General features: G+C 70.4%; 21 protein-coding genes. 9 read left to right on the forward strand and 12 right to left on the reverse strand.

The window, feature by feature from the left end:
- Positions 1-171 precede the first annotated feature (171 nt).
- From ABIE67_RS28530 to sucD, 3 genes are all read left to right on the forward strand, one after another.
- Positions 172-2,268 (forward strand): hypothetical protein, encoded by a 2,097-nt coding sequence (locus ABIE67_RS28530; RefSeq protein WP_370263430.1) that lies wholly within the window; start codon positions 172-174, stop codon positions 2,266-2,268.
- A 592-nt stretch (positions 2,269-2,860) separates the two neighbouring features.
- Positions 2,861-4,039, forward strand: a complete 1,179-nt coding sequence (gene sucC, locus ABIE67_RS28535) for an ADP-forming succinate--CoA ligase subunit beta (RefSeq protein WP_370263431.1) — start codon at positions 2,861-2,863, stop codon at positions 4,037-4,039.
- A gap of 27 nt (positions 4,040-4,066) precedes the next feature.
- A complete protein-coding gene (gene sucD, locus ABIE67_RS28540; RefSeq protein ID WP_370263435.1) occupies positions 4,067-4,951 on the forward strand; it encodes a succinate--CoA ligase subunit alpha in 885 nt (294 codons plus the stop codon).
- Between the two features lie 316 nt (positions 4,952-5,267).
- On the opposite strand, the gene ABIE67_RS28545 is transcribed toward sucD, so the two are convergent.
- Positions 5,268-6,467, reverse strand: coding sequence for a helix-turn-helix domain-containing protein (locus tag ABIE67_RS28545; RefSeq protein ID WP_370263440.1), 1,200 nt, complete (start codon positions 6,465-6,467; stop codon positions 5,268-5,270).
- Between the two features lie 96 nt (positions 6,468-6,563).
- Here ABIE67_RS28545 and ABIE67_RS28550 point away from each other — a divergent pair, with 96 nt between their 5' ends.
- Positions 6,564-8,606: a DUF6350 family protein gene (locus ABIE67_RS28550; protein ID WP_370263445.1), complete on the forward strand. Its 2,043-nt coding sequence runs from the start codon at positions 6,564-6,566 to the stop codon at positions 8,604-8,606.
- Between the two features lie 62 nt (positions 8,607-8,668).
- Here the strand turns inward: ABIE67_RS28550 and ABIE67_RS28555 are convergent, their stop codons facing one another.
- The gene (locus ABIE67_RS28555) at positions 8,669-9,454 is read right to left on the reverse strand and encodes a hypothetical protein (RefSeq protein ID WP_370263448.1); all 786 of its coding nucleotides are present in this window, start codon (positions 9,452-9,454) and stop codon (positions 8,669-8,671) included.
- Between the two features lie 324 nt (positions 9,455-9,778).
- Between ABIE67_RS28555 and purN the strand changes: the two genes are divergently transcribed.
- Positions 9,779-10,417 carry a phosphoribosylglycinamide formyltransferase gene (gene purN / locus ABIE67_RS28560; protein WP_370263451.1) on the forward strand — a complete coding sequence of 213 codons (639 nt, stop codon included), beginning with the start codon at positions 9,779-9,781 and terminating at the stop codon, positions 10,415-10,417.
- Positions 10,414-11,997, forward strand: a complete 1,584-nt coding sequence (purH, locus tag ABIE67_RS28565; protein WP_370263456.1) for a bifunctional phosphoribosylaminoimidazolecarboxamide formyltransferase/IMP cyclohydrolase — start codon at positions 10,414-10,416, stop codon at positions 11,995-11,997. Before purN ends, purH begins: the two co-directional genes overlap by 4 nt.
- Before the next feature lie 300 nt (positions 11,998-12,297).
- Here the strand turns inward: purH and ABIE67_RS28570 are convergent, their stop codons facing one another.
- The 5 genes from ABIE67_RS28570 to ABIE67_RS28590 all read right to left on the reverse strand — a co-directional run bounded on the left by ABIE67_RS28570 (position 12,298) and on the right by ABIE67_RS28590 (position 16,288).
- Positions 12,298-14,160: a protein kinase gene (locus ABIE67_RS28570; protein WP_370263461.1), complete on the reverse strand. Its 1,863-nt coding sequence runs from the start codon at positions 14,158-14,160 to the stop codon at positions 12,298-12,300.
- A 289-nt stretch (positions 14,161-14,449) separates the two neighbouring features.
- The gene (locus ABIE67_RS28575) at positions 14,450-15,043 is read right to left on the reverse strand and encodes a peptidoglycan-binding protein (RefSeq protein ID WP_370263464.1); all 594 of its coding nucleotides are present in this window, start codon (positions 15,041-15,043) and stop codon (positions 14,450-14,452) included.
- 14 nt (positions 15,044-15,057) lie between these two features.
- A complete protein-coding gene (locus ABIE67_RS28580) occupies positions 15,058-15,645 on the reverse strand; it encodes a peptidoglycan-binding protein (RefSeq protein WP_370263468.1) in 588 nt (195 codons plus the stop codon).
- Positions 15,646-15,683: 38 nt separating this feature from the next.
- The gene (locus tag ABIE67_RS28585; RefSeq protein ID WP_370263472.1) at positions 15,684-16,103 is read right to left on the reverse strand and encodes an ATP-binding protein; all 420 of its coding nucleotides are present in this window, start codon (positions 16,101-16,103) and stop codon (positions 15,684-15,686) included.
- A complete protein-coding gene (locus ABIE67_RS28590; protein ID WP_370263476.1) occupies positions 16,100-16,288 on the reverse strand; it encodes a hypothetical protein in 189 nt (62 codons plus the stop codon). Before ABIE67_RS28590 ends, ABIE67_RS28585 begins: the two co-directional genes overlap by 4 nt.
- Before the next feature lie 117 nt (positions 16,289-16,405).
- Here ABIE67_RS28590 and ABIE67_RS28595 point away from each other — a divergent pair, with 117 nt between their 5' ends.
- Together ABIE67_RS28595 and ABIE67_RS28600 are read left to right on the forward strand one after the other, a co-directional pair.
- Positions 16,406-17,260 (forward strand): helix-turn-helix domain-containing protein, encoded by an 855-nt coding sequence (locus ABIE67_RS28595; protein ID WP_370263481.1) that lies wholly within the window; start codon positions 16,406-16,408, stop codon positions 17,258-17,260.
- Positions 17,238-17,441 (forward strand): DUF397 domain-containing protein, encoded by a 204-nt coding sequence (locus ABIE67_RS28600; RefSeq protein ID WP_370263488.1) that lies wholly within the window; start codon positions 17,238-17,240, stop codon positions 17,439-17,441. Before ABIE67_RS28595 ends, ABIE67_RS28600 begins: the two co-directional genes overlap by 23 nt.
- Here the strand turns inward: ABIE67_RS28600 and ABIE67_RS28605 are convergent.
- Together ABIE67_RS28605 and ABIE67_RS28610 are read right to left on the reverse strand one after the other, a co-directional pair.
- Complete coding sequence (locus tag ABIE67_RS28605) at positions 17,431-18,051, reverse strand: hypothetical protein (protein ID WP_370263492.1); 621 nt, start codon at positions 18,049-18,051, stop codon at positions 17,431-17,433. The genes ABIE67_RS28600 and ABIE67_RS28605 overlap by 11 nt on opposite strands.
- Positions 18,052-18,062: 11 nt before the next feature.
- The gene (locus tag ABIE67_RS28610; protein ID WP_370263496.1) at positions 18,063-20,249 is read right to left on the reverse strand and encodes a glycoside hydrolase domain-containing protein; all 2,187 of its coding nucleotides are present in this window, start codon (positions 20,247-20,249) and stop codon (positions 18,063-18,065) included.
- A 148-nt stretch (positions 20,250-20,397) separates the two neighbouring features.
- Here ABIE67_RS28610 and ABIE67_RS28615 point away from each other — a divergent pair, with 148 nt between their 5' ends.
- Positions 20,398-20,904: a peptidoglycan-binding protein gene (locus tag ABIE67_RS28615; protein WP_370263501.1), complete on the forward strand. Its 507-nt coding sequence runs from the start codon at positions 20,398-20,400 to the stop codon at positions 20,902-20,904.
- A gap of 21 nt (positions 20,905-20,925) precedes the next feature.
- Here ABIE67_RS28615 and ABIE67_RS28620 read toward each other — a convergent pair whose 3' ends face one another.
- The 3 genes from ABIE67_RS28620 to ABIE67_RS28630 form a co-directional block, all read right to left on the reverse strand.
- Positions 20,926-21,342 carry a hypothetical protein gene (locus tag ABIE67_RS28620; protein WP_370263505.1) on the reverse strand — a complete coding sequence of 139 codons (417 nt, stop codon included), beginning with the start codon at positions 21,340-21,342 and terminating at the stop codon, positions 20,926-20,928.
- Between the two features lie 75 nt (positions 21,343-21,417).
- Positions 21,418-22,035, reverse strand: a complete 618-nt coding sequence (locus ABIE67_RS28625) for an ALF repeat-containing protein (protein WP_370263507.1) — start codon at positions 22,033-22,035, stop codon at positions 21,418-21,420.
- Between the two features lie 291 nt (positions 22,036-22,326).
- Complete coding sequence (locus tag ABIE67_RS28630) at positions 22,327-22,737, reverse strand: peptidase inhibitor family I36 protein (protein ID WP_370263511.1); 411 nt, start codon at positions 22,735-22,737, stop codon at positions 22,327-22,329.
- Positions 22,738-22,870 lie beyond the last annotated feature (133 nt).

Genomic DNA, 22,870 nt, shown 5'->3' on the forward strand with positions numbered 1-22,870 from the left:
GGAAACAGGTCTGCTGTCTGCCCGCCCGTCCGGGCGTTCCCCATTTCCCGGATGTCCTTTGACATCCCCCCGGACGGAAGCCTCCCCAAACCGTCCGAAGTCCCGGAGTTCTTCGCCTCCGCGATCCTCCGGGGACCTTCGGAGCTCAAGATCTAGGGATCCGACGCACGCATGAACAAGAACATCCGCCGTTCGATCGTTATAGCCGCCGGTGTCACCGGCGCGTGGGCGCTCGGTTCGGCCGCCGCCAGCGCGGACGAGCTGCCCGCCTCCACCCTCTCCGTTCCCGACACGACCACCGACGCGGCCGACGCTGCCGACAGCGCCGACGCCCCCGGCCTGCTCGGCGGGGTCACCGGCACCGTCAACGGCGTCGTCTCCGATGTGACCGACACCGTCTCCGGCATCACCGACGGCGCCGGCAACACCGCCGCCGACACCGCCGACCAGACCCGCCGATACGTCGACGCCAAGGTCACGGTCCCGTCCGCCACCAAGACCACCACCTCCACCACCTCCACCGCCCCAGCTACCCCCACCACCTCCGCGAAGGCAAAGGGCGCCGCCCATGCCATCCACGGCGCCAGGGCCGCCCGCGCGGACAAGGCGGCGGCGCAGGCAGAGGCCGACGTCCCCGCAGGCATCGCCACGGCCCTCACCGACGTCAGGAACGCGCCCCAGGACGACGCCCCGCACCTCCCCGGCACCGTCGACTACCTGTTCGGCCCCCTCGCCGCCTTCGCCCCCGAGCTGGAGCAGGCGCTCGCCGCCGCCCAGACGAGGTTGCAGGGCACGCAGGCGGCGGCGCGTTCGCAGGCGCAGGGTATCGAGGGTGTCGTACGGACGAAGGCGCAGTACGCCGTCGCGGGCGCGGGCCGTACCGCGGCGGGTGTGCGGGACGCCGGGCAGGCCACCGTCGCCTACGCCGACGCCAGGACCGCGGGCGCGGCGACGTCCGCCGGGTCCACCGCCACCGGCGAGGCCACCGCCGTCAGGACGGCTGCCGAGGCCTCCGTCTCCGCCGTCCCGGGCCACGTCACCGGCATGGCCATCGGCGTCGAGCAGCACGTCGTCGGGGCGGTCAACACGGTTCCCGGCACGGTCACCCCGGTCGTCGGACAGACCGCCGAAGCGGTCGTCCCGCCGATCGCCACCCAGGCCGTGAACGGCGTCGTGCCGGTCGCGGGCCATGCCGTCGAGGGTGTCGTCCCGGCCGCCGGGCACGCCGTCGCCGGGGTCGTTCCCACCGCTGGGCACGCCGTGGCCGGGGTGACCCCGGTCGCCGTGGGCGCGGTCGGCAGTGTCCAGTCGGTGGCCGCCGGCGCCGTGAGCGGCGTGCGGCCGGTCGTGGGCCAGGCGGTGGACGGCGTCGTGCCGGTCGCCGGGGGCGCGGTGGCCGGGGTCGCCGGGACCGCCGGGCACACGGTCGATGCCGCGGCGGCGCTGGCGTACGGCGTGGTCGCCGACGTCCAGCCCGTGGCCGCGCAGGCCGTCGCGGGCGTCCAGCCGGTCGTCGGCGGGGTCGTCCAGGGCGTGCGGCCGGTGGCCCACGGGGCGGTCGGCGACGCCCAGCACCTCGCCCACGGCACCGTCTCCGACGTGCGGTCCATCGCCTGGGGCACCGTCTCCGACGTGCGGCCCATCGCCGACGGCGCCGTCTCCGACGTGCAGCCGGTCGCGCACGGCGTCGCCACGGACGTACCGCCATACGCCACCGGTCTGGCCGGCCACGTCACCGGAGATGTCACCGGCACCGTCCTGCCGCCCGTCGCCGACACCGCCGTGCACGGCGTCGTGCCGGTCGCGGGGCAGGCCGGCACGGACGCGGGCGCTTTGGGGTACGGCGTGGTCGGCGACGTCCAGCCGTTCGCGGGCGGGGTCGTCGGTGAGGCCGACCCCTTCGTGCACGGGGTGGCCGGGCAGGCCGGGCCCTTCGCCGAGGGCGTCACCGGCGCCGTGCGGCCCGTCGTCGGCACCGTCGTGCACACGGTCGGACCGGTCGTGCAGGGCGTCGGCGGCAGCGCCACGACACTGGCGTACGGCGTGGTCGGCGAGGTCGACCCCTTCGTGCACGGGGTGGCCGGGCAGGCCGGGCCCTTCGCCGAGGACCTGACCTGGACCGTCGAGGGCTCGGCCGACCCGCTGGCCGGCAACGCCGTCAGCGGTGTGCGGCAGGTGGGCCGGTCCGTCACGCCGGGTTACGCGCAGGACCTCCAGCACGACCTCCCGCAGGCCCCCTACCACCACGGCGACGCGTACGGCATCTGACGCACCGCCCCCCCAGACGTCGTACGACGGCCCCAGCGGGAGCCCCCCGTGCCCCGTGCCCCGTGCCCCGTACGACGACCCGCCGCCCGGCGAGCGTGACCACCGCGCTCGTCGGAGCGACCGACCGACTCCGCGGGGCAGACGGACCCGGACGGCCGAAACCCGTCGGCCGATCCGACCGGAGCCTCGCGGACGGGCCGGGGTGATCCCCATTGGGGTGGGGATCACCTCGGCCGGAGCCCACAGGGGCGGCCCATTCGTGCCCCTTCGGGCTGCTCAAGGGACCTCACCGGGTCGACCCCAACCCGGTGGGGTCCTGCCCCTCTGTGTGCCCGGCAGGTTCCCGTTCGCTCACAGTCGGCACGCCGTGCCAGAGATCTTTGCTGATCGCGGCATCATGTGACAGGTATCACCGCTCAGGTGTGACCCTCGATTTAGGGGCCCTCCGCAACCAGCGATAACCTGCGAGACGGACATGCCGCGCGCTCGGACACCGTGTGCGCCTCCCTTGTGACAGCGGACGTCACGTTGCCCTTCGCGGCACGCCCACGCATCCAACGAACCGCGAGATCACTGATAGGGACGGAAGCGCGTGGACCTGTTCGAGTACCAGGCGAGGGACCTCTTCGCCAAGCACGATGTACCGGTGCTGGCCGGTGAAGTCATCGACACGCCTGAGGCGGCCCGCGCAGCCACTGAGCGTCTCGGTGGCAAGTCCGTCGTCAAGGCCCAGGTGAAGGTCGGCGGCCGTGGCAAGGCCGGTGGCGTCAAGCTCGCCGCGAACGCGGACGAGGCCGTCGCCCGCGCGACGGACATCCTCGGCATGGACATCAAGGGCCACACGGTCCACAAGGTGATGATCGCCGAGACGGCCCCGGAGATCCTGGAGGAGTACTACGTCTCCTTCCTCCTCGACCGTGCCAACCGCACCTTCCTCTCCATCGCCTCCGTCGAGGGCGGCATGGAGATCGAGGAGGTGGCGGCCACCCGCCCCGAGGCCGTCGCCAAGATCGCGATCGACGCCATCGACGGCGTGGACGAGGCCAAGGCCCGCGAGATCGTCGAGGCCGCCAAGTTCCCGGCCGAGGTCGCGGACAAGGTCGTGAACGTCCTCGTCACGCTGTGGGACACCTTCATCAAGTCGGACGCCCTCCTCGTCGAGGTCAACCCGCTCGCGAAGGTCGCCTCCGGTGACGTCATCGCCCTGGACGGCAAGGTGTCGCTCGACGACAACGCCGAGTTCCGTCACGACTGGGACGAGCTGCACGACAAGGCCGCGGCCAACCCGCTCGAGGCCGCCGCCAAGGAGAAGAACCTCAACTACGTCAAGCTCGACGGTGAGGTCGGCATCATCGGCAACGGCGCGGGTCTCGTCATGAGCACCCTGGACGTCGTCGCGTACGCCGGTGAGAACCACGGAAACGTCAAGCCGGCCAACTTCCTGGACATCGGCGGTGGCGCCTCCGCCCAGGTCATGGCCAACGGTCTGGAGATCATCCTCGGCGACCCGGACGTCAAGTCCGTCTTCGTCAACGTCTTCGGTGGCATCACCGCCTGTGACGAGGTCGCCAACGGCATCGTCCAGGCCCTGAAGCTCCTCGAGGACCGCGGCGAGAACGTCTCGAAGCCGCTCGTCGTCCGTCTCGACGGCAACAACGCCGAGCTCGGCCGGCAGATCCTCACCGACGCCAACCACCCGCTGGTCCAGCGCGTCGACACCATGGACGGCGCGGCCGACAAGGCCGCCGAACTGGCTCACGCCGCCAAGTAAGCACTCAGGACGAGGACACAACACACCATGGCTATCTGGCTCAACAAGGACAGCAAGGTCATCGTCCAGGGCATGACGGGCGCCACCGGCATGAAGCACACCAAGCTCATGCTCGGTGACGGCACGAACGTCGTGGGCGGCGTGAACCCGCGCAAGGCGGGTCAGACCGTGGACTTCGACGGCACCGAGGTACCCGTCTTCGGGACGGTCGCCGAGGCCATCGAGAAGACCGGCGCCAACGTCTCCGTGATCTTCGTGCCGGAGAAGTTCACCAAGGACGCGGTCGTCGAGGCCATCGACGCCGAGATCGCGCTGGCCGTCGTGATCACCGAGGGCATCGCCGTGCACGACTCGGCGTCGTTCTGGGCGTACGCCGGCAAGAAGGGCAACAAGACCCGGATCATCGGCCCGAACTGCCCCGGCATCATCACCCCGGGGCAGTCGAACGTCGGCATCATCCCGGGCGACATCACCAAGCCGGGCCGTATCGGCCTGGTCTCGAAGTCCGGCACGCTGACGTATCAGATGATGTACGAGCTGCGTGACATCGGCTTCTCGACCGCCGTCGGCATCGGTGGCGACCCGATCATCGGCACCACGCACATCGACGCGCTCGCCGCGTTCGAGGCCGACCCCGACACCGACCTGATCGTCATGATCGGCGAGATCGGTGGCGACGCCGAGGAGCGGGCCGCGGACTTCATCGCGAAGAACGTGACCAAGCCGGTCGTCGGCTACGTCGCGGGCTTCACCGCGCCCGAGGGCAAGACCATGGGCCACGCCGGCGCCATCGTCTCCGGTTCGTCCGGCACCGCCCAGGCGAAGAAGGAGGCCCTGGAGGCCGCGGGCGTCAAGGTCGGCAAGACGCCGACGGAGACCGCGAAGCTCGCGCGCGAGATCCTGGGCGGCTGAGCCGTAGTAACGGCAGCCACCTGAACGCCGGTGGGCCCGTTCCCCATGATGGGGGGCGGGCCCACCGGCGTTTCGCTCCCCGCGCTGGTGAGGTGCCGCCCTCTTGGGGTCGGGAGCCGCCCCAGCGGCACGACTGCCCGCAGGCTGCGCGGGTGCCGCCCGGGCGGCACGACTCCCGCAGATCATTTAGGCGCCGGTGACCACGACCCCCAGGGGCGCGGGGCTGCATCGATGTACGGCTCCGCCGCGTGGGCGCGACCGGCCACGACGTGCCCGCAGCAGCCGGGGGACGGCCGTAGCCGCGACGGCGAGTCGCTCACCGTGCCTGCGGCAGCACCCGTTCCGGGCCGTTCTGCATCTCGGAGCGCAGCTTCGCCCGCAGCTCCCGCTCCTGCTCCGACAACGGCCCCGGCGCCACCTTCGGTGGTACGCCGAGCACCGTCTCGCCCGGCGGCACCGGTGGCTCGTACCGCGTCGGAGCCGTCCGCAGCGTGAGCGCCGTCGTGCCGATGAGGGCCACCGTGAAGGCGATCGCCGCCCGCGTCCAGAAGCGGGCCCGACGTTCGCTGCCGTCGCGCACCGTCGCCGGCCTGGGCGCGCGCAGACGCTCCGTGGAGGCCAGTTCGGCCAGGCGGTGGTGGAGTTCGGTGGGGTCGGACAGGCCCGGAAGCCGGGCGGCAACCGCGGCGCGGGCGTGCAGGAGGCGGTTCGCGGCCGCCGGTGTGGTCGCCTCCGTCTCCGCCGCCGTCTCGGGCAGGTCGAGGCCCACCCCGTCGTAGAGGAGCAGCGTGCGGCGCTGGGGCGGCGGGAGGGTGAGGAGTACGTCCAGCAGGGCGCGGTCGGACGCGTCGGAGGGCGGGGGTTCGGGGTGCCGGTAGCGGGGGCGGAACCGGTGCCAGGGGGAGAGCGCGAAGTCGTACGCCGTCGCCCGCACCCAGCCCGCCGGGTCTCGGTCACGGGCCACCTCGGGCCAACGCTGCCAGGCGACTTGGAAGGCCCGCTCGACCGACTCGCGGGCGAGTTCGCGGCGCCCGGTGAGCAGAAAGGTCTGCCGTACGAGGGCGGGCGCGCAGAAGGCGTAGAGCGCGTCGAAGGCCTGGGCGGGGGTGAGGGGGCGTTCGGGCCGGGGCTCGGGGACGGGGGTCGGATCCTCGGTGCGGACGGCTACCGGATCCCCGAGGGCGACCGCTGCCGGATCTTCCGCGGCGGTCGCCGGTACGGCGGTCCGGGCGTCGCCCCCGGCGGCAGCGCCCTGACATGCCGTCACCTCCACCACTTCCGGGGCTTCCTGATCCCCCGTCTTCTCCTGTTCCCTTTCCGCGAGCAGCTTGAGCAGTCGCGCGTACGCCTCCCTCCGCCCGCCGCGCGGATTCGAACGGCCGCTCTCCCACGCGCGTACCGTCTCGCAGCTGACGCCCATCCGTGCCGCGACCTGAACCTGCGTCAATGAACAGGCCTCGCGCAGGCGTCGGCGTTCCTTGGGCGGAGGAAGCGGGGTTGCAGGGCTCTGCGTCACAGTACGCCCCTTCGGTGGAAAAGGTACATAAACATATATTGTGCGACACATCGGAGGTTCGCCTGTTACGACGGGAAAGCGCGTGTCGTTGGGAGCATGGCGGGCGTGATCGAGATGACCGCCCGCCGAACGCCCCTGTCGTCCCTGCTCACTCGGATCCGCTATCGAACGCCGGGGCTGGGCGCCAGCCTGCTGAACGGCGCGGTGGCGGCGGGGTTGGGGCTCGGTGCGCTCGCCGTGCTGGTGATCGTGCTGTGGATCAGCTCGCCGTACCCGGACAGCGGGCCGGGCGGCGCGCTCAAGGTCGCCGCCGTGCTGTGGCTGTTGGCGCACGGCGCCGAACTGGTCCGCGCCGACACCCTCTCCGGCCTCCCCGCGCCGGTCGGGGTCACGCCGTTGCTGCTGCTCATGCTGCCGGTGTGGCTGGTGCACCGGGCGGCGCGGGACGCGGCGGCGGACGGCGGTGACGGGGAGCCCCTGGTGTCGGGGCCGACGGCGTGGGCGGGAGTCGTCCTCGGGTACCTCGGCGTCGGGGCGGGCGCCGCGGTGTACGCGGCCGGGGGTGAGCTGCGGCCCGAGTGGTTCTGGACCGCCCTGTGTGTGCCCCTGGTCGTCATGGGTGTGGCGGGGGTGGGGGTGTGGACGGCGTGCGAGCGGCGGCCGGAGGCGGCCGACGGTCTACTGGGCGCGCTGCCGAAGCAAGGGCGGCGACGGGGGCCCGGGGCCGAGGCGCCCGCCCGTCTCGCGGCGGCCGCTCGGGCGGCGGGGGCCGGAGCGGCGGCGCTCGTCGGCGGCGGCGCGGTACTGGTGGGCGGGTCGCTGGTGTGGCACGGCGAGGAGGCGCGGGCGTCCTTTCTGGAGCTGACGAACGGGTGGTCGGGACGGCTTGCCGTGCTGCTCCTGTGCGCGGCGCTCGTGCCGAACGCGGCGGTGTGGGCGGCGTCGTACGCCCTCGGGCCGGGGTTCGTGCTCGGGGCGGGGCATGTGGTGGGGCCGCTGTCCTCGACACCGGCGCCGTTGTTGCCGCCGCTTCCGTTGCTGGAGGCGGTGCCGGGGGCCGGGGTCGGCGGGCCGTTGCAGTGGGCGGTCGGGGCGGTGCCGGTGGTGGCCGGTGTGGTGGTGGGGTGGTCCGCGGCGGGGTGGGGTTGGGGGGCCGAGGGCCGGTCTCCGGGTGGGTGGGCCACTGAGGGCGGCGGATCCCGGGACGGGCGGACATCCGCGACCGCGACCGCGGCGAGGGCGCAGGCCGGGCAGGCGTCCGCTGTGGTCTGGGCACCCGGGCGGACCGTCGGGGTCGCCCTGCTGGCGTCCGTGCTCTGTGCGGTCACGCTCGCTGTGCTGGCCGCGCTGTCGGGCGGGCCGCTGGGCCGTGGGGTGCTGGCGCAGTTCGGGCCGGTGTGGTGGCAGGTGGGGGCGGCGACGCTGGCCTGGGTCGCGGTGCTGGCGGTTCCCGTGGCGGTGGCGGTGCGGGGGTGGCGGTGCCGGACGGGTTGGGTGTCGCGGGCAGCCCGGGTGAGCGAGACGCAGGAGGCTCGGATCGGCAAGCCCCGGGTCGAGGCGGCGGAGCCGGGGGAGCCGGGGGAGAGCGAGCGTGCGTCGACGGACTCGAAGACCCGGCGCTCGGCCTACGGCGAGGAAGGGCCGTTCACGGCGCTGGCACAGGACCAGGCCGCTCCGCAGCAGGGCAGGGACCAGGATGCCGGGCCCGGGGCGTACGACGAGGACGGGCCCTACGAGGGCGGCGACCAGGACGTCCCGTACGGGGCGTACGACCACGACACGACCTTCGAGCCGGACGACTTCCCGCCCGCCGGGCCGACCGATCCGGACGACCCCCGGCCCACCGAGCCGTCACCGGAACCGCCGTCCTCGTCCTCGCCCTCGTCCTGGCCCTGGCACGACGAGGCCTCGCGGGCGGCACGCTGGGCGGCGATGAAGGAGGCGTCGGGACCGGCGGAGGCTCCTGAGACGGCAGAGACGGCAGAGACGGCAGAGACCGCAGAGGCCGTTGAGGTCGCTGAGGCCCCTGAGAACGGCGAGTCCCCGAAGCCCGCCGAGTCCCCTCAGCTCCCCGGACTCCCTAGGACCGCCGAGCCCCTTGAGCTCTCTGGTCCCCCGGAGGCGCCGTCATCGCAGTGAACCCTCGGGTGTCGCGGAAACGGAAACCTGCGGCCCCCTCAGCCCTCCGCTCAGCCGGCCCTTCAGCTCTCCGCCCCCAGAACCCCCCGCAACTCCTCCGGCAAAAGCTCGTTGCACGACTGCTTCGCCTCGTTCGTCAGCGCGTCGTTCGTGCAGGTGTAGAAGTCGCTGTAGACCACCTGCGCCGTGAACCCGGCGGCGACCACCGCGATGGCGAGGGACGCCGTGACCAGGCCGCTCACCGCGGCTGTCGTCTGGGGGCGGCCGGTGGGGCGAGGGGCGGCCGGGGTGTCCGGGTCCGGGGTGCGGGGCTTGGTGCGCAGGCTGCCGATGCCCCAGTACAGGGCCAGCGCGCCCAGCAGCAGGGCCACGTACGGCCAGCTGAACAGGGCGAAGAAGAAGGCCCACATGCCGGAGAGCAGGGCGTAGCGAGCGCGGCGCTGGGCGGGGTCGGTGGGGTCCCAGCGCATGCCGGTGCCGGGGGCGCCGTTCCCCGGGCCGTCCTGGCCGCCTCGGGGGTGGTCGCCGAAGCCGCCGGGTGAGCGGCCCGGCTGGCGGTCGCTCCACTGGTTGCCCCACGGAGAGTGGCCGTCGCCCTGGTCGGACCCCTGTGAGCCGTCCTCGCCGGCCGGGCGCCGCGGCCGCCACGGGCGGTCCGGTGTGCCCTCCGGCGGCGGGGCGAAGGGGTTGTCGTCCTGGGCGCCACCGCTCTGTTCGTCACCGGACTTCTTGTCCGAGGGCGCGTCGGGAGGCGAGGCGGGCCGCTCTCGCAGCAGGACGGCGCCACGCTTCCCTCCCTGCGCGGACTGCGGAGGGAGTGTGAGGAGTCGCAGGCTGCGGTCCGACATCAAGTGAGCGTCTTCCCCTTGGTGAACGACTGATCTTGGTGAACGACTGATCCGCCATGAACTGAACCGCCGTGAAACGACGGATCCGCCATGAGCTGTCACTGCGAGAACGCACCGCACCGCAGCCGCGTTCCCGGGCCAGCTCCCCCAGACGCTACCTTCCGGCCATGCACCCGTCCCGTGGGGGCTGTCCGTAGTGCCGGTATCGTTGCTGACGGTCGGCCGCTTCGTAGACTTCCCCGTATCCCGGGGCGCGATGCATTCGTACGAATATACAAAGCGTCGGCCGCTCGTAGAACGCACCCCCGAGAAAGGGCCCCCACCGTGGCCGCCAAGCCCGTGGCCGAGCGTGCCAAGCGCCTCGTCGTGCTGGTCTCCGGATCCGGCACCAACCTGCAGGCGCTGCTCGACGAGATCGCCGCCGTCGGCCCCGAGGCGTACGGCGCGGAGATCGTGGCCGTCGGCGCGGACCGCGAGAACATCGAGGGGCTCGCGCGGGCCGAGCGCGCCGGGCTGCCCACCTTCGTGCGGAAGGTCAAGGACCACGGCAGCCGCGAGGAGTGGGACGTGGCGCTCGCCGAGGCGGTGTCCGCCCATGAGCCCGACCTCGTGATCTCCGCCGGGTTCATGAAGATCGTGGGGAAGGAGTTCCTCGCGCGCTTCGGCGGCCGGTTCGTCAACACCCACCCGGCCCTTCTTCCCAGTTTTCCCGGCGCCCACGGCGTCCGCGACGCCCTCGCGTACGGCGCCAGGGTCACCGGCTGCACCGTCCACTTCGTCGACGACGGCGTCGACACCGGACCGATCATCGCCCAGGGCGTGGTGGAGATCCGGGACGAGGACGACGAGAGCGCTCTGCACGAGCGCATCAAGGAAGTCGAGCGAAGGCTGCTCGTCGAGGTCGTGGGGCGGCTCGCCCGCAACGGCTATCGCATTGAGGGACGAAAGGTAGTTATCCAGTGACCGCCGACAGCACTGTCACGGCCGAGAGCACCAAGCGGGCCATCCGTCGCGCGCTCGTCAGCGTCTACGACAAGACGGGCCTCGAAGAGCTCGCGCGCGGGCTGCACGAGGCGGGCGTCGAACTCGTCTCCACCGGCTCCACGGCCGCGAAGATCGCCGCGGCCGGTGTCCCGGTCACCAAGGTCGAGGAGCTCACCGGCTTCCCCGAGTGCCTGGACGGCCGCGTCAAGACGCTGCACCCGCGCGTGCACGCCGGCATCCTCGCCGACCTGCGCCTGGACAGCCACCGCGAGCAGCTCGCCGAGCTGGGCGTCGAGCCCTTCGACCTGGTCGTCGTCAACCTCTACCCGTTCCGCGAGACCGTCGCGTCCGGGGCCTCGCCCGACGAGTGCGTCGAGCAGATCGACATCGGCGGCCCGTCGATGGTGCGCGCCGCCGCCAAGAACCACCCGTCCGTCGCGGTCGTGACCAGCCCGGCCCGTTACGCCGATGTGCTGTCGGCCGTACAGAACGGCGGCTTCGACCTCGCCACCCGCAAGCGGCTCGCGGCGGAGGCCTTCCAGCACACGGCGGCGTACGACGTGGCGGTGGCTTCGTGGTTCGCCTCCTCCTACGCTCCCGCCGACGACTCCCAGTTCCCCGACTTCCTCGGCGCCACCTGGGAGCGCGAGAACACACTCCGGTACGGCGAGAACCCGCACCAGCCGGCCGCCCTCTACGTCGACGGCGATGCCGGCGGCCTGGCCAAGGCCGAGCAACTGCACGGCAAGGAGATGTCGTACAACAACTACACGGACACGGACGCCGCCCGCCGTGCCGCGTACGACCACGCCGAGCCCTGTGTCGCGATCATCAAGCACGCCAACCCCTGCGGTATCGCGGTCGGCGCGGACGTCGCCGAGGCGCACCGCAAGGCGCACGCCTGTGACCCGCTGTCGGCGTTCGGCGGTGTGATCGCCGTCAACCGGCCGGTGTCCAAGGAGATGGCCGAGCAGGTCGCCGAGATCTTCACCGAGGTCATCGTCGCGCCCGACTACGAGGACGGCGCGCTGGAGGCCCTCACCAAGAAGAAGAACATCCGCGTCCTGCGCTGCCCCGAGGGCCCTGGCAACCCCGTCGAGGTCAAGCCCGTCGACGGCGGTGTCCTCCTCCAGGTCACCGACCGCCTCCAGGCCGACGGTGACGACCCGGCCAACTGGACCCTCGCCACGGGGGACGCGCTCAGCGCCGAGGAGCTCTCCGAGCTCGCCTTCGCCTGGAAGGCCTGTCGGGCCGTCAAGTCCAACGCCATCCTGCTCGCCAAGGACGGCGCGTCGGTGGGCGTGGGCATGGGGCAGGTCAACCGGGTCGACTCCTGCAAGCTGGCGGTCGAGCGCGCCGGGGCCGAGCGCGCCCGGGGCTCGTACGTCGCCTCGGACGCGTTCTTCCCGTTCCCGGACAACATCGACGTCCTGAGCGAGGCCGGCGTCAAGGCCATCGTCCAGCCCGGCGGTTCGGTCCGTGACGAGCTGGTCGTCGAGGCGGCGCAGAAGGCCGGCATCACGATGTACTTCACGGGGACGCGGCACTTCTTCCACTGAGCCGACCTGCATGAGGGGCGCACCGTACGCACGGCGCGCCCCTCATCGCTCGTCTCAGCAGTTCCTGCTCTTGACGTCCTTCCAGGTCTCGCCCGCGCCCGTGTACTTCTTGCCGTTGAAGTGCACGGCCTTGCGGTCGCTCTGGCCCGGGATGCCGTTCGCCTTGTAGCGCTGCTCGTAGTGCAGGTGCGCCCAGTCGCCGCTGTTGCCGCCGGTGGCGCCGATGTGGCCGATCAGCGTCTTGGGGTTCCAGGGGAGCGGCCGAGGCGGCGTCGAGGCGGCGTTCGCCTCGGGATCCCGTTACGTCGAACTACGCAGGCCAGCCCAGGTGTTGGGCCCGACCTCGCCATCGACAGCCAGCCCCTTGTCGCTCTGGAACAGCCTGACCGCCGACTCCGTGTCCGCACCGAACTTGCCGTCCACGCCTGACCCGCCGACGCTGTAGCCGCGCTTGGTGAGCATGCACTGCACCTGGACGACGCGCTGTCCTTTGTCGCCACGGACGGTGAGTCCCGTGCCGGAGTAGTAGGTGCAGTCGGAGAGCCAGGGCGGGGTGGCGGGTGTGGTGGCGGTCTTGGTGGGGGTGGCGGTCGGGGCGTTGCCGCCACTGCCGCTGCCGCCGCTTCCGTCGCCGTCGGACGGGGCGGAGGTCTCGTCGTCGGTGGGAGTGGCCTGCGTCCCGCCGCCCGCAGCGTCGGCGGATGCGTCCGGCTTCGCTGACTCCTCGGCCTCCGAGCCGGCGCCCTTCTCGTCCCCCTTCCCCTCCTCTTTCCCCTTCTCCTCTTTCCCCTTCTCCTTGTCGCCGGAGGGCGAGGCGGAGGAGGTGGGGGGAGGGGAGACCGGTGTGTCGTCGGGGGCGGTGCTTTCCGCTGCCGTCGCCGCGGCCGCTTCGTGGAGAGACGGGCGGGTCAGGAAGAAGGCGCCCGCGACGACGGCGCACACGGCGAAGCCGGCGGCGACGGCGAGGTAGGCCTTCCGCTTCCCGCGCCTGCCGCCGTCCTCAGGGGTCAGGGCCTGCGCGGAGGTGGTGGGCTCGGTGGGGGTGGCGTACGGCCCGGGTGGCGTGGGCGTTCCGAAAACGGGGCCGGCGGCAGGCAAGGCCACGCCCTCCGACGGCGTACGCAACTGGACGGTCTCGTGACCGGATCCCTGAGATCCCTGACCGGCTTCCTGGACGGCGACATGTTCCAGCGCGTCGCAGGCCTGCCCGCGGGCCAGCAGCCGGGCGTTCAACGTCTCGTTCCAGGAGGCTGTGCGGTGGTGACCGTGACCGGCGGCCGTGGCGGCGTCGATGAGTTGCCGCGGGGTGGGGCGGCCGGCAGGGTCCTTGGTGAGGCAGGCGGCCAGCAGATCGGCCAACGCCGGGTCTACGGCGGTGAGTTCGCCCATGACCTCCGACTTGGGTTCCTCGAACGCCACCCGGTGCATCACGTCCACGCCCGTTCCGTCCCCGAACGGGGCGTGCCCGGTGGCGGCGTAGATCAGGCTCCCCGCGAGCGAGAAGACGTCGGAGGCGGCGTCGCACCGGCCCTCGCGCAGATACTCGGGCGCCATGAAGGCGGGCGTGCCGACCCTGCTCCCGGTCGAGGTGATCGCGCTGCTGTCGGCGGCCTGGGCGATGCCGAAGTCGATGACGTGCGCGCCCTGCGGGGACAGGATCACGTTCGACGGCTTGAGATCCCGGTGTACGACATCGGCGGCGGCCATCGCCGACAGCGCCTGCCCGAGGTCCGCCACCAGTCGCCACATGCCGGCCTGCGCCAGCGTTCCGCAGTCGCGGACGGCGTCGGCGAGGTTCAGGCCGGGCACGTACTGCGTGGCCATCCACAGCAGCGTGTCGTCGAACCCGGTGCCGAGCAGCTGGGGCGCACGCGGGCTGTGGACCCGGGAGTGCACGGCGGCCTCCCGCTCGAAACGGCGGCGGAAGCGGGGGTCTTCGGCGTACTCGGGACGGATCACCTTGACGGCGGCGAGGCCGGGGGTGTTGTCGGCGGGGCGGGCGAGGTAGACGCGGCCCATGCCGCCGGTGCCGAGGAGACCGAGGGGGACGTAGGGGCCGATGCGGCCGGGGTCGGTGGGGCGCAGCGAGGTGGCGCCCGCCTGCCGCAGGTCGGCGGCACCGGCCGCCGGTTCGTACGACGACCCGGGTCGCTGGTCTGTCATGGGGCCCCCGATTTGCTTCGTGCTCTTTCTTGCGCAACGCACGGTCGTATTACGTCAGTTGACGAGAGACTACCGTCCCGTCGCGGGGGCGGGAGGGCAGGGAACAGCCGCGGTGAGCGTGGGAACGTGACGCTCACCGCGGCCGCGCACACGGGATCGACCGCGCACCCCTGTCGGCGGTCTCCTCCGTCAGCTGTGCAGCCTCCCCCCGGGGCGGCACGGGACCATGGTGGCCGGACCGGAGTGGAGGGCGGTACCTGGAACTTTCCAGGGTGACGGGGGATTGCCCTCAGTACCAGGAGATGGTCTTGTCGCGGTGGTGAATGCGCGTGCCCTCTTCGGGGATGCGGTACCCGTCGCCCTGCTTGACCTGCGCGAGGTGGTAGGCCCCGCCGTCCTGCGACTTGGAGCTGTCGCCTCGGTGGAACGTCACATAGCCGTACGGTCCACTGCCGTCGTACAGCACGACGGAGCCGCTCCACTTGAGCTGGTCGTCGGCCTTGCTCCAGGTGTTGTCGCCGACCTTGCCGTCCGCAGTGAGGCCGTAGCGCTTCTGCCAGGCGATGGTGGCGTCTCTGGTCTTGGAGCCGAACTGCCCGTCGATTTCGAAGAGATCCAACAGGTGCTCGGAGGCCAGGATGCTCTGCCAAAGGAAGACGATGTCGGTGTTCGAGGACTCTCCGCAGCCGTAGCAGAGGGAGTTGCCGAGTTCGTCGAAGTGGTCGCCGAAGTCGTCGGTGACCTTGTCGTCGCCGTCCACGAACGTGGTGCCGTACGCCCCGGAATTCCCCGCGTAGGCGGCCTGTGCCGGGGTGGTGGTCAGCATCAGTGACAGTCCCGCGGCCAGTGTGCCCAGGCCCAGCTTCCAACGAGTGATGCGCATGAGAGTGTCCGTCCTCAGAGGGTGGTCAGCTGGTTGAAGTGGACGCGATAGCCGCGCATCGACTTGACGCCGTCGTACTGGTAGACCTCGTGGACTCTGTAGGCGCCGCTGTCCTGGGTCTTCGACGTGCTGCCGCGGTTGAAGACCACCGCACCGGAGTTGTACTTCCCGGTGTAGGTGATGTCGACGTTGGAGAGCCACACGAGCTTGTCGTCGGCCCTGCTCCAGGTGTTGTCCCCGACCTTGCCGTCCGCGCTGAGGCCGTAGCGCTTCTGCCAGGCGATGGTGGCGTCTCTGGTCCCGGGGCCGAACTGCCCGTCGATGTCTCCGAAGTCGAGCAGATCCTCGGCCACCAGGATGCTCTGCCAGAGGACGACGATGTCGGTGTTCCTGGATTCTCCGCAGCCGTAGCAGAGGGAGTTGCCGAGTTCGTCGAAGTGGTCGCCGAAGTCGTCGGTGAGGGCGCCGGCGCCGTCCACGAACGTGGTGCTGTACGCACCGGAGTTCTGCGAGTACGCGGCTTGGGCGGGGCTGGTGGCGAGTACCGCGGCCAGCCCTGAGGCGAGGGCGGCGAGGCCGATCTTCCAACGTTTCTTGGGCACGGTCTTCCTTTCGGGCGAGTGCCGAGGTGACTACGTGCTCAATGTGGCCGGGAGGCGCGGGCAGGGGTACCTGCAAAGTTTGAGGATGCGTCCGTGTGGAGCTCGCACCACACCGTCTTGCCGGCGGGCGTCAGCCACACGCCCCAGCGCCGGGCGACCGCGTCGAGCAGGAGGAGGCCGCGCCCGGTCTCGTCGTGCTCGCCGGAGTGGCGTGCGATGAGCCAGGCGTGCGGGTCGGGGTCGGTGACCTCCAGGCGCGTACGGCCGTCCGGGGTGCGGAACAGGCGGACGGTCACCGGGGTGCCTTCGCCGACATGGGTGATCACGTTGGTGAGCAACTCGCTGACGCAGAGCTGGGCTTCGGGGCAGGGGGCGCCCAGGTGCTCGCGTACGGCGTGGCGTACCTCGGGTACGGCCTTGGGGCACGCGAGCAGTTCGAGGACGAGCGGTCTGGTCACTGGTCGGCCGCCTTGCGGAGAGCGGCGGCCAGGGCCTCGGCGGTGGCGAGATTGCAGTTCCCGAGCGCGATGAGGGGGCGTGCGGGCAGCGCGGTGAAGGAGGGCAGGTCGACACCTAGGGAGGGGAGCGTGATGCCGTTCGCTTCCAGGGCGGTGCGGAGTTCTTCGAGGTGGGTGTCGGGCATGGGGGTACGCCTCCGTGTGCGGTCTGTGATGAATCACTCACAGGCTGGCGTCGAGTTGCGTACCGTGAAAGGGGTTTCGGCTGTGCATGAGCAAGTGAGAAACGGTGGTGGTGAGTTGTGCCCGCGAAGAAGGATCCGGACGCGTCGGTGAGTGTTCCCTGCTTTTTCGGCGCCGAGTTGCGCTACAGGAGGGAGCAGGCGGGGCTGACGCTGGAGCAGTTGGTGGAGGGGAGTTTCCGGGGGGTCTCGTTCCTCAGCCAGATCGAGCGGGGTGAGCGGGGGATGCCGCTGGACTTCGCCGTGCATGTGGATCAGCGGCTGGGGACGGACGGGTTCTTCGAGCGGCGGTGTGAAGCCGCGGCCAAGGCGAGGCGGGTGGGGCACGACTGGTACTCCGCGGACATCCCGGACCTGGAGAAGCAGGCGCTGACGCTGGAGGAGTGGGCGCCCGTGAACGTCCCGGGGCTGCTGCAGACCGGAGCGTACTTCCAGGGGCAGATTCAGTACGGGGATCCGGAGACGCCGCCGGAGGAGGTCGAGAAGCGAGTCCGTGCCCGGTTGGCGCGGGCGGAGTTGTGGAAACGCGAGGACCGGCCCACCTACTGGGGAATCCTGAGCGAGTCGGTCATCCGCAGAACGCCGCTTCCCCCGGAGGTGATGGCCGAGCAGGTGGAGCACATCCTCGACGTGATCCGGTCCACACGGAGCGTTCTTCAGATCGTTCCGGAAACGACCCTCTGGCACCCGCTCAGGAATGGCATGGCCAAGATCATGACCTTCGCCGACGCCCCACCGCTGGTGTACACCGAGGGCGATTTCACCGGAGAGATCGTCGACTATCCGGCCCGCGTGAAGCAGTACCGTCGTAGATACGATCTGCTCAGGGCCGTCGCACTGTCACCCGAGGCGTCCCTGGCCTTGATGGACGAGCTGGCAAGGACCTACAGAAATGAAGCGCAGCAAGGGGATTGACCTGGACTCCGCCGCTTGGCGAAAGAGCAGCTACAGCAACTCCCAAGCTGGCGAATGCCTCGAAGTAGCCCACAACCTCCCCGGCACCGTCCCCGTCCGCGACTCCAAGAACCCCGAAGGCCCCGTCCTCCTCGTCGGCGACGGGGCCTGGGCCCAGTTCGTCGGTGCCCTCAAGGCGTAGGCATCGCTCCCAGTCGCCCGGACCACTCCTGGAACTTCGGGGCGACGCGCATCAGCTCTCCGCTGTCCGGCCCGGCCGTCAGGTAGTAGAGGGACTCGTCCACGAGGTCGTCGTCGCCGCCCCAGCGGACCGTTCCCGCGCAGTCCGCGACGATGTCCCGGATCCGCTCGACCTGTTGCGGGAAGTAGCTGCCCCGGGATCTGGCGCCGGGAACGAGCCGCAGGGCCGTGCCCGACGAGAGGTTGGAGGCGGGGCTCGTTCTCGGTGTGCGGCCGATTCTGCTCCAGCCCTGCACGTTGCCGGCGCGGAGTTCCTGGACCTCGTGGTGGAAGCGGCGCGCTATGTGGAGGAGAAGGAGTTCCGGCAGCCCGATCCGCACGTCGACGCGGAGCCCGGTTCCGGAGACGGAGCGGGTCCAGACCGTCGAGACGTGGTTGGCCTGGGTCTGGATCTCCCAGCCGTTCTGGGACAGCGGGATCTTCGCCGGCCGGAAGCCGGACGTCGGCGCGGTGCGGTCGGCTGCCGTGGCCGTGCCGGTCGGAAGGAGATACGCGGCCGTGGCCGCGGTGCCGACGGCCAGGACGGAACGTCGGTTGGGGTGTGCGCTCATGTCGAAGCCCTTCAGCTCGTCCGAATGGTGCGGTTGTACTGCTCCAGGACCCGGTACAGGCCGATCAGTTCGCCCCCGTACTTCTCGGCCCCTTCGCCCGTGCCGTTGTAGCGGGCGAGGATGGCCTGTGTGTCGCCGTCGCTCGTGTCGAGGCCGGGGCGCGGAACGCTGATCTGATGCGCGTTGTAGATGGTGAGATAGGCCGCGGTGCTGATGTTGTACGTCGGGTCCTCGTTCAGGCTCTGCCACACGGACGCCTTGTCGTCGTCGGTGAGGCGGTCGCCGTTGATGATGTCCTTGTCGATGCAGTAGTTGCGGGCCTCGATGGCTACCCAGGCGAAGATCTGCCCCCAGCCGGTGCTGGAGTCGTCCCTGTCGCCGTCTTTGACCTCGTCGTCGGCGAACTTGTCCAGAGGGTTCCACTTGCGCAGCTCCCACAAGACGGGAGCCTGGACCAGGGCCTTGCGCAGGCGGAGAATCCTGGCGAGGTCGGTGAACAGCCAGTCCATGCTGATGACGGCGTCGAAGGCCTCGGTGGTGGAGATACCGCCGATGGTGGCCCAGTCGTTGTCGTTCCAGTTGTCGCCGCCGGTCTCGGGAACCCCGATCGACTCCAGATAGCTCTGGACGTCCCGAAGCGCGGCGTCGTGGTAAGAGGAGTCGAAGTCGGTGTCGAGACCTGAGGGATACAGGCCCGAGTCGAAGGAGTTCTGGCCCCGGTCGCGACCGGAGACGATGTCGACGTCGATCTCGATCTGTCCGTCGCCGGAGCCGATGGTCTTGGTGACGATCTGGTCGAAGGCCCAGTTGCGGGGGAGGGGATAACCGATGTTCCCGGAGAACCCGGCCGACATGTCGGACACGAAACTCGTGATGGCGTACCCCTGGTCGGAAACGCGCTGACACACGTTACGGGCGCCGTAAATGCCCACCTTGTACGAGGAGTTCTCGGCGATCATCCCGTGTACACCCCTGAAGTGCGGGATGATGTATTTGGTGACTTCCCAGTCGACGGCGTCGTAGTCGACGGCGAAGTAGATGGTGGTGCCGTCCTTGAAGCCGTGGAACTTCGCCCAGTCGATGGCCGCGAGCGCGGCGTGCACGCCCGCGTCGTAGGAGAAGTCGTCCGCGGCGCGGTTCCACGTCTGGTAGATCGGGAAGCAGCTCAGGCCGTTGGTGGCGATGAAATGAAGCTCGTCGGGCTGGATCTGCTTCTCCGGCAGCTCGCTTCCCCCCGGGTTGAGGTAGCGGCCGACGATCTCGACACCCTCGGACTTGAGGGTCCTGGCGCGGGCGCTGGTGATCCTCGTGACGCCGTCGCAGGCGGCTCCCTTGCGGGTCTGGTCGCCGTAGGAGACCAGCAGTGATGCCCAGGTCGAGGCGCCTGCCGTGCCGGTCACGGGGAGTGCCACGAACCGCTGGAAGGCGCGGACGGCGTCGGCCATGCTGGGGTCGTAGGTCGCGGTGAACGTGGTGGATCGCTTGGTGAAGCAGAGCGCTGCGGAGAAGAGGCGCACCCAGTCTCCCGTGGAGCCGACGACCAGCTCGTGTCCCTTCAGCCCGGCCAGTGTCCCCGGACCGAACCAGCCGGTGGCGACGCCGTCGGCCATGCCCAGCTCGTACTGGACGGCGTAGATCATGGCAGTGGCGACGTTGCGGGAGTAGTGGCCGTCACAGGGCATGATGAAGAAGTCGCGGCGCTTGGCGTAGCGGCCGTTGAGCCACTGCTGGATGTCGCGGACCGTGTCCGATCCGTTGTTCACCACCACATAGGCGTCCATCGTCAGCAAGGCCTTGAAGACCTTGGGAGCGAGGTCCGACCCGGGGAAGGCGTCGGCGACGCCCATCCGCTCCATCAGGAGGGTGACCGCGTCGGCGGTACGGTCGTCGTAGATCCCGTTGATGCCGCTGCCGTCGTAGCCCTTGGCGTAGAGCGCGGACTGGATGATCATGGTGACGTTGGCCGGCGTGTCGCGGAAACCGATGCTCGGCCACTTCGTCTGCAGTCTGGACAGGGTCGTCGGACCGAAGTTGTTCGACAGCTCGGTGATACCGAGCTCGTACTGGAGGGCGCGGGTCAGGGCGTACATCAGCGGCCAGCCGGTGAGGCCGTTCTCCTCGACCTTCATGCCGATCTTGGCTTCGCCGTAGACGCTGTTCACGAATCTCTGGGCGCTGCGGACCATCTCGTCTGCCACGTGACGTCCCTTTCCGGAGGGGTGGGAGTCCACCGTGGCCGTGGACCGAGTACAGGGGTACCTCGAACGTTGCAGGTACACCGGGTGGCGAAACACCCGGAGTCTGGCCGTGCATGTCGCAGCAACCCGACTACAGAAGGAGACTGTTGTGCGCGCACGGACCAAGGCGGCTTTCGTCGTCGTCTCGGCGGTGACCGCCGGACTGCTGACCGCCGTTCCCTCCAGCGCGAGCGTCGCGCAGGGGTACGTCGTCGGTGCCGGTGACATCAATGACGACTGGGGCGACGAGGGGCCGCTGTCCCGGGTGGTCAACAACCACAGCAATGTGGTCGGCCTGTGGCAGGGCGTGCTCTACGCCGATGGCTACCTGACCAACGGTGACCGCGACTGCCGGTTCGGTTCTGTCACGGAGGCGGCGACCAAGAAGTGGCAGAAGGACCACGGGCTGGTCGGCGACGGCATCGTCGGTCCGCTCACGTTCGGCAAAGCCGACAACTACCTCTACTGGGACGGCGACCAGATCAAGTACGACGGCGGTGTGCGCGATATCGGCACGATGCGCCGGGACTCCCAGGGCCGCTACTACGAGCCGTCGTCGGGCGGGGCCGGCACCTATGCCACGTACACATCGGCCGACGCCGCCGTCTGTTCGTGAGCGCAGAGCCCCTGACGAGGGTCAGCCGGAGGCGACGGCCATGCAGCCTCCGTAGAGGAGGAAGAACGAGGCCCAGATGGGGAGCCAGACGATGTCGCCGTGGCCCCACACCCGGGACTCGCGGATCACGTCCAGGCTCTCCGCGTGGAGGGGGTCCTCAGGGTCGTAGACGACGGTGAACTGCTCGCCCACCTGGGGTATGCGGTCGTGTGTCCGGACGACGACCCAGATCTCGCCCTTCTGCTCCGGGTGGGTCCGGATGCCGCAGCGGACCCGCATCGGCTCGCCTTCCGCCTTGGGGTTGAGGTGCCCGCGGCAGATCCCGGTCGCGGTCCGGCCGTGCTTTCTCAGCCGGCGCTCGCGCTGTGCCTTGGGGAACGCCACCAGCATCGAGATGACGGCGCCGGCAGCGCAGAACAACGCCCAGTAGCGCAGCACGGCATCCCCCCGCTCGGCACGCGCTCTCTCATTTCATCCTTAGCAGGACCCGACGGCTCCGGCAACGGCTCAGCCTCAGCCGCCCACCTCGTACTGGCCGACCTCCAGGAAGTGCCGCAGTGCCTCGGGCGTGCCCTCCTCAAGGGCCGCCTCCGCCGCCGCGCGCAGCGCGTCGCTGATGTCCGGGTCGGCCAGGACGCGGAAGACACGGACGCGGTCGTCCTCGAACTGGGCGGCGGCGTAGCCGGTTTGCAGGTAGGCGCGCAAAGCCTCCGGGGTACCGATCTCCAGGGCCTTGTGGGCTTCCCTGATGACCGCCACGTCGCTCTTCTCGTCGGCGTTGGCGAGGATGCGGAAGATGGCGACGCTGTCGTCCTCGGCCTGGGAGAGGCGGTAGCCGGTTTCGAGGAAGGCGCGCATAGCATCCACGGTGCCGGTGTCGAGGGCCTTGTTGGCCTCCCTGACGACCGCTACTCCACTGTCCTCGTCCGCCAGGATGCGGAGGATCGCTATGCGGAGGTCGTCCTCGTTCATCTCGTCCACCGGCGTGGTGGTGCCGGCCGTGCCGCCGGACGTCGTCGCAACTGTGGTGGACGGGGCGGTCCCGGTGACGGCGACGGCCGGGGTGGCCAGCAGGAGTGCCGGGGTCAGGGTGATGGCTGCGACGGTCAGGGCAGCGCGGAACGGACTCATGCGTCAACCTTCCTGGGGGACCTCGAGGTCAGAGACCTCACGTGGAACCGGCGGATGACGCACAGCGCTTGGGTCGCACACGCCGGGTCGGGAAACGACGGCTTGTGGCCCTCCCCGCTGGCTGTGCCCCATCTGCCGGTGTGGACATCTTCGCTCTGACCGTGCTGGAGAGCACTGCCGCAACCTGGCAGTCCTTACGGTTCGTCGTTGCCGTTCGGGGACGGCCCGAGAGGCACCCGCGGCCGCGATGGTCAACGGCCGTGGGTGCCCCGGCGTCATGGGTTCACCAGGTCAGCTGCCGCACGACCCCTTGATCCACTGGTGGGAGCGCAGCGTGTACGTGCCCGCGAGGTTTCCGCCCTTGCCCTGTTTGGTGCAGCCCTTCCGGTTCCCGTAGTCCTTCTCGTGGTAATAGGCGACACCGCTGAAGGTGCTACCCGTGCCCCTGTTCTTGATCGACTTCACCTTCGTGTCGTCGGACCAGGAACACTTGATGCTGCCGTTCTGCCAGTCCGGGTCGGCCTGGCTCCACATGCACATCTCTCCGGTGTAGTCCGCGCCCGTGTAGAAGCAGACGTACTTCTCCGGGCAGGGCGGCGGCGCGGCCGCGGCCGCCGCGGTGGCGCTGCCCGGCAGCACGAGAGTGGCGGCGGCCGCCGCACTGGCGGCGAGGACAGCGAGCGTGGAGCGCGTCTTGCGCATTGTTCCCCCTGTGGCTGGTAGAGCTTCGTCGTGGTCGGTGCCATGTTCGGGGGCGGGGTGGGGTGTACGGAACCTCTAACGTTCCAGGGTGGCCGGGACCGGGCCGAGAACCTGAAATGTTCGAGGCTCTCCT

The organism is Streptomyces sp. V4I8, assembly GCF_041261225.1.
Taxonomy (GTDB): Bacteria; Actinomycetota; Actinomycetes; order Streptomycetales; family Streptomycetaceae; genus Streptomyces.

Coding starts and splice junctions, on each gene's coding strand:
- ABIE67_RS28590 (WP_370263476.1), bottom strand. CDS start 16,288: ATGCCCGACACCCACCTCGAAGAACTCCGCACCGCCCTGGAAGCGAAC.
- ABIE67_RS28530 (WP_370263430.1), top strand. CDS start 172: ATGAACAAGAACATCCGCCGTTCGATCGTTATAGCCGCCGGTGTCACC.
- ABIE67_RS28575 (WP_370263464.1), bottom strand. CDS start 15,043: ATGCGCATCACTCGTTGGAAGCTGGGCCTGGGCACACTGGCCGCGGGA.
- ABIE67_RS28570 (WP_370263461.1), bottom strand. CDS start 14,160: ATGACAGACCAGCGACCCGGGTCGTCGTACGAACCGGCGGCCGGTGCC.
- ABIE67_RS28605 (WP_370263492.1), bottom strand. CDS start 18,051: ATGAGCGCACACCCCAACCGACGTTCCGTCCTGGCCGTCGGCACCGCG.
- ABIE67_RS28625 (WP_370263507.1), bottom strand. CDS start 22,035: ATGAGTCCGTTCCGCGCTGCCCTGACCGTCGCAGCCATCACCCTGACC.
- ABIE67_RS28555 (WP_370263448.1), bottom strand. CDS start 9,454: ATGTCGGACCGCAGCCTGCGACTCCTCACACTCCCTCCGCAGTCCGCG.
- sucD (WP_370263435.1), top strand. CDS start 4,067: ATGGCTATCTGGCTCAACAAGGACAGCAAGGTCATCGTCCAGGGCATG.
- ABIE67_RS28550 (WP_370263445.1), top strand. CDS start 6,564: ATGGCGGGCGTGATCGAGATGACCGCCCGCCGAACGCCCCTGTCGTCC.
- ABIE67_RS28600 (WP_370263488.1), top strand. CDS start 17,238: ATGAAGCGCAGCAAGGGGATTGACCTGGACTCCGCCGCTTGGCGAAAG.
- ABIE67_RS28630 (WP_370263511.1), bottom strand. CDS start 22,737: ATGCGCAAGACGCGCTCCACGCTCGCTGTCCTCGCCGCCAGTGCGGCG.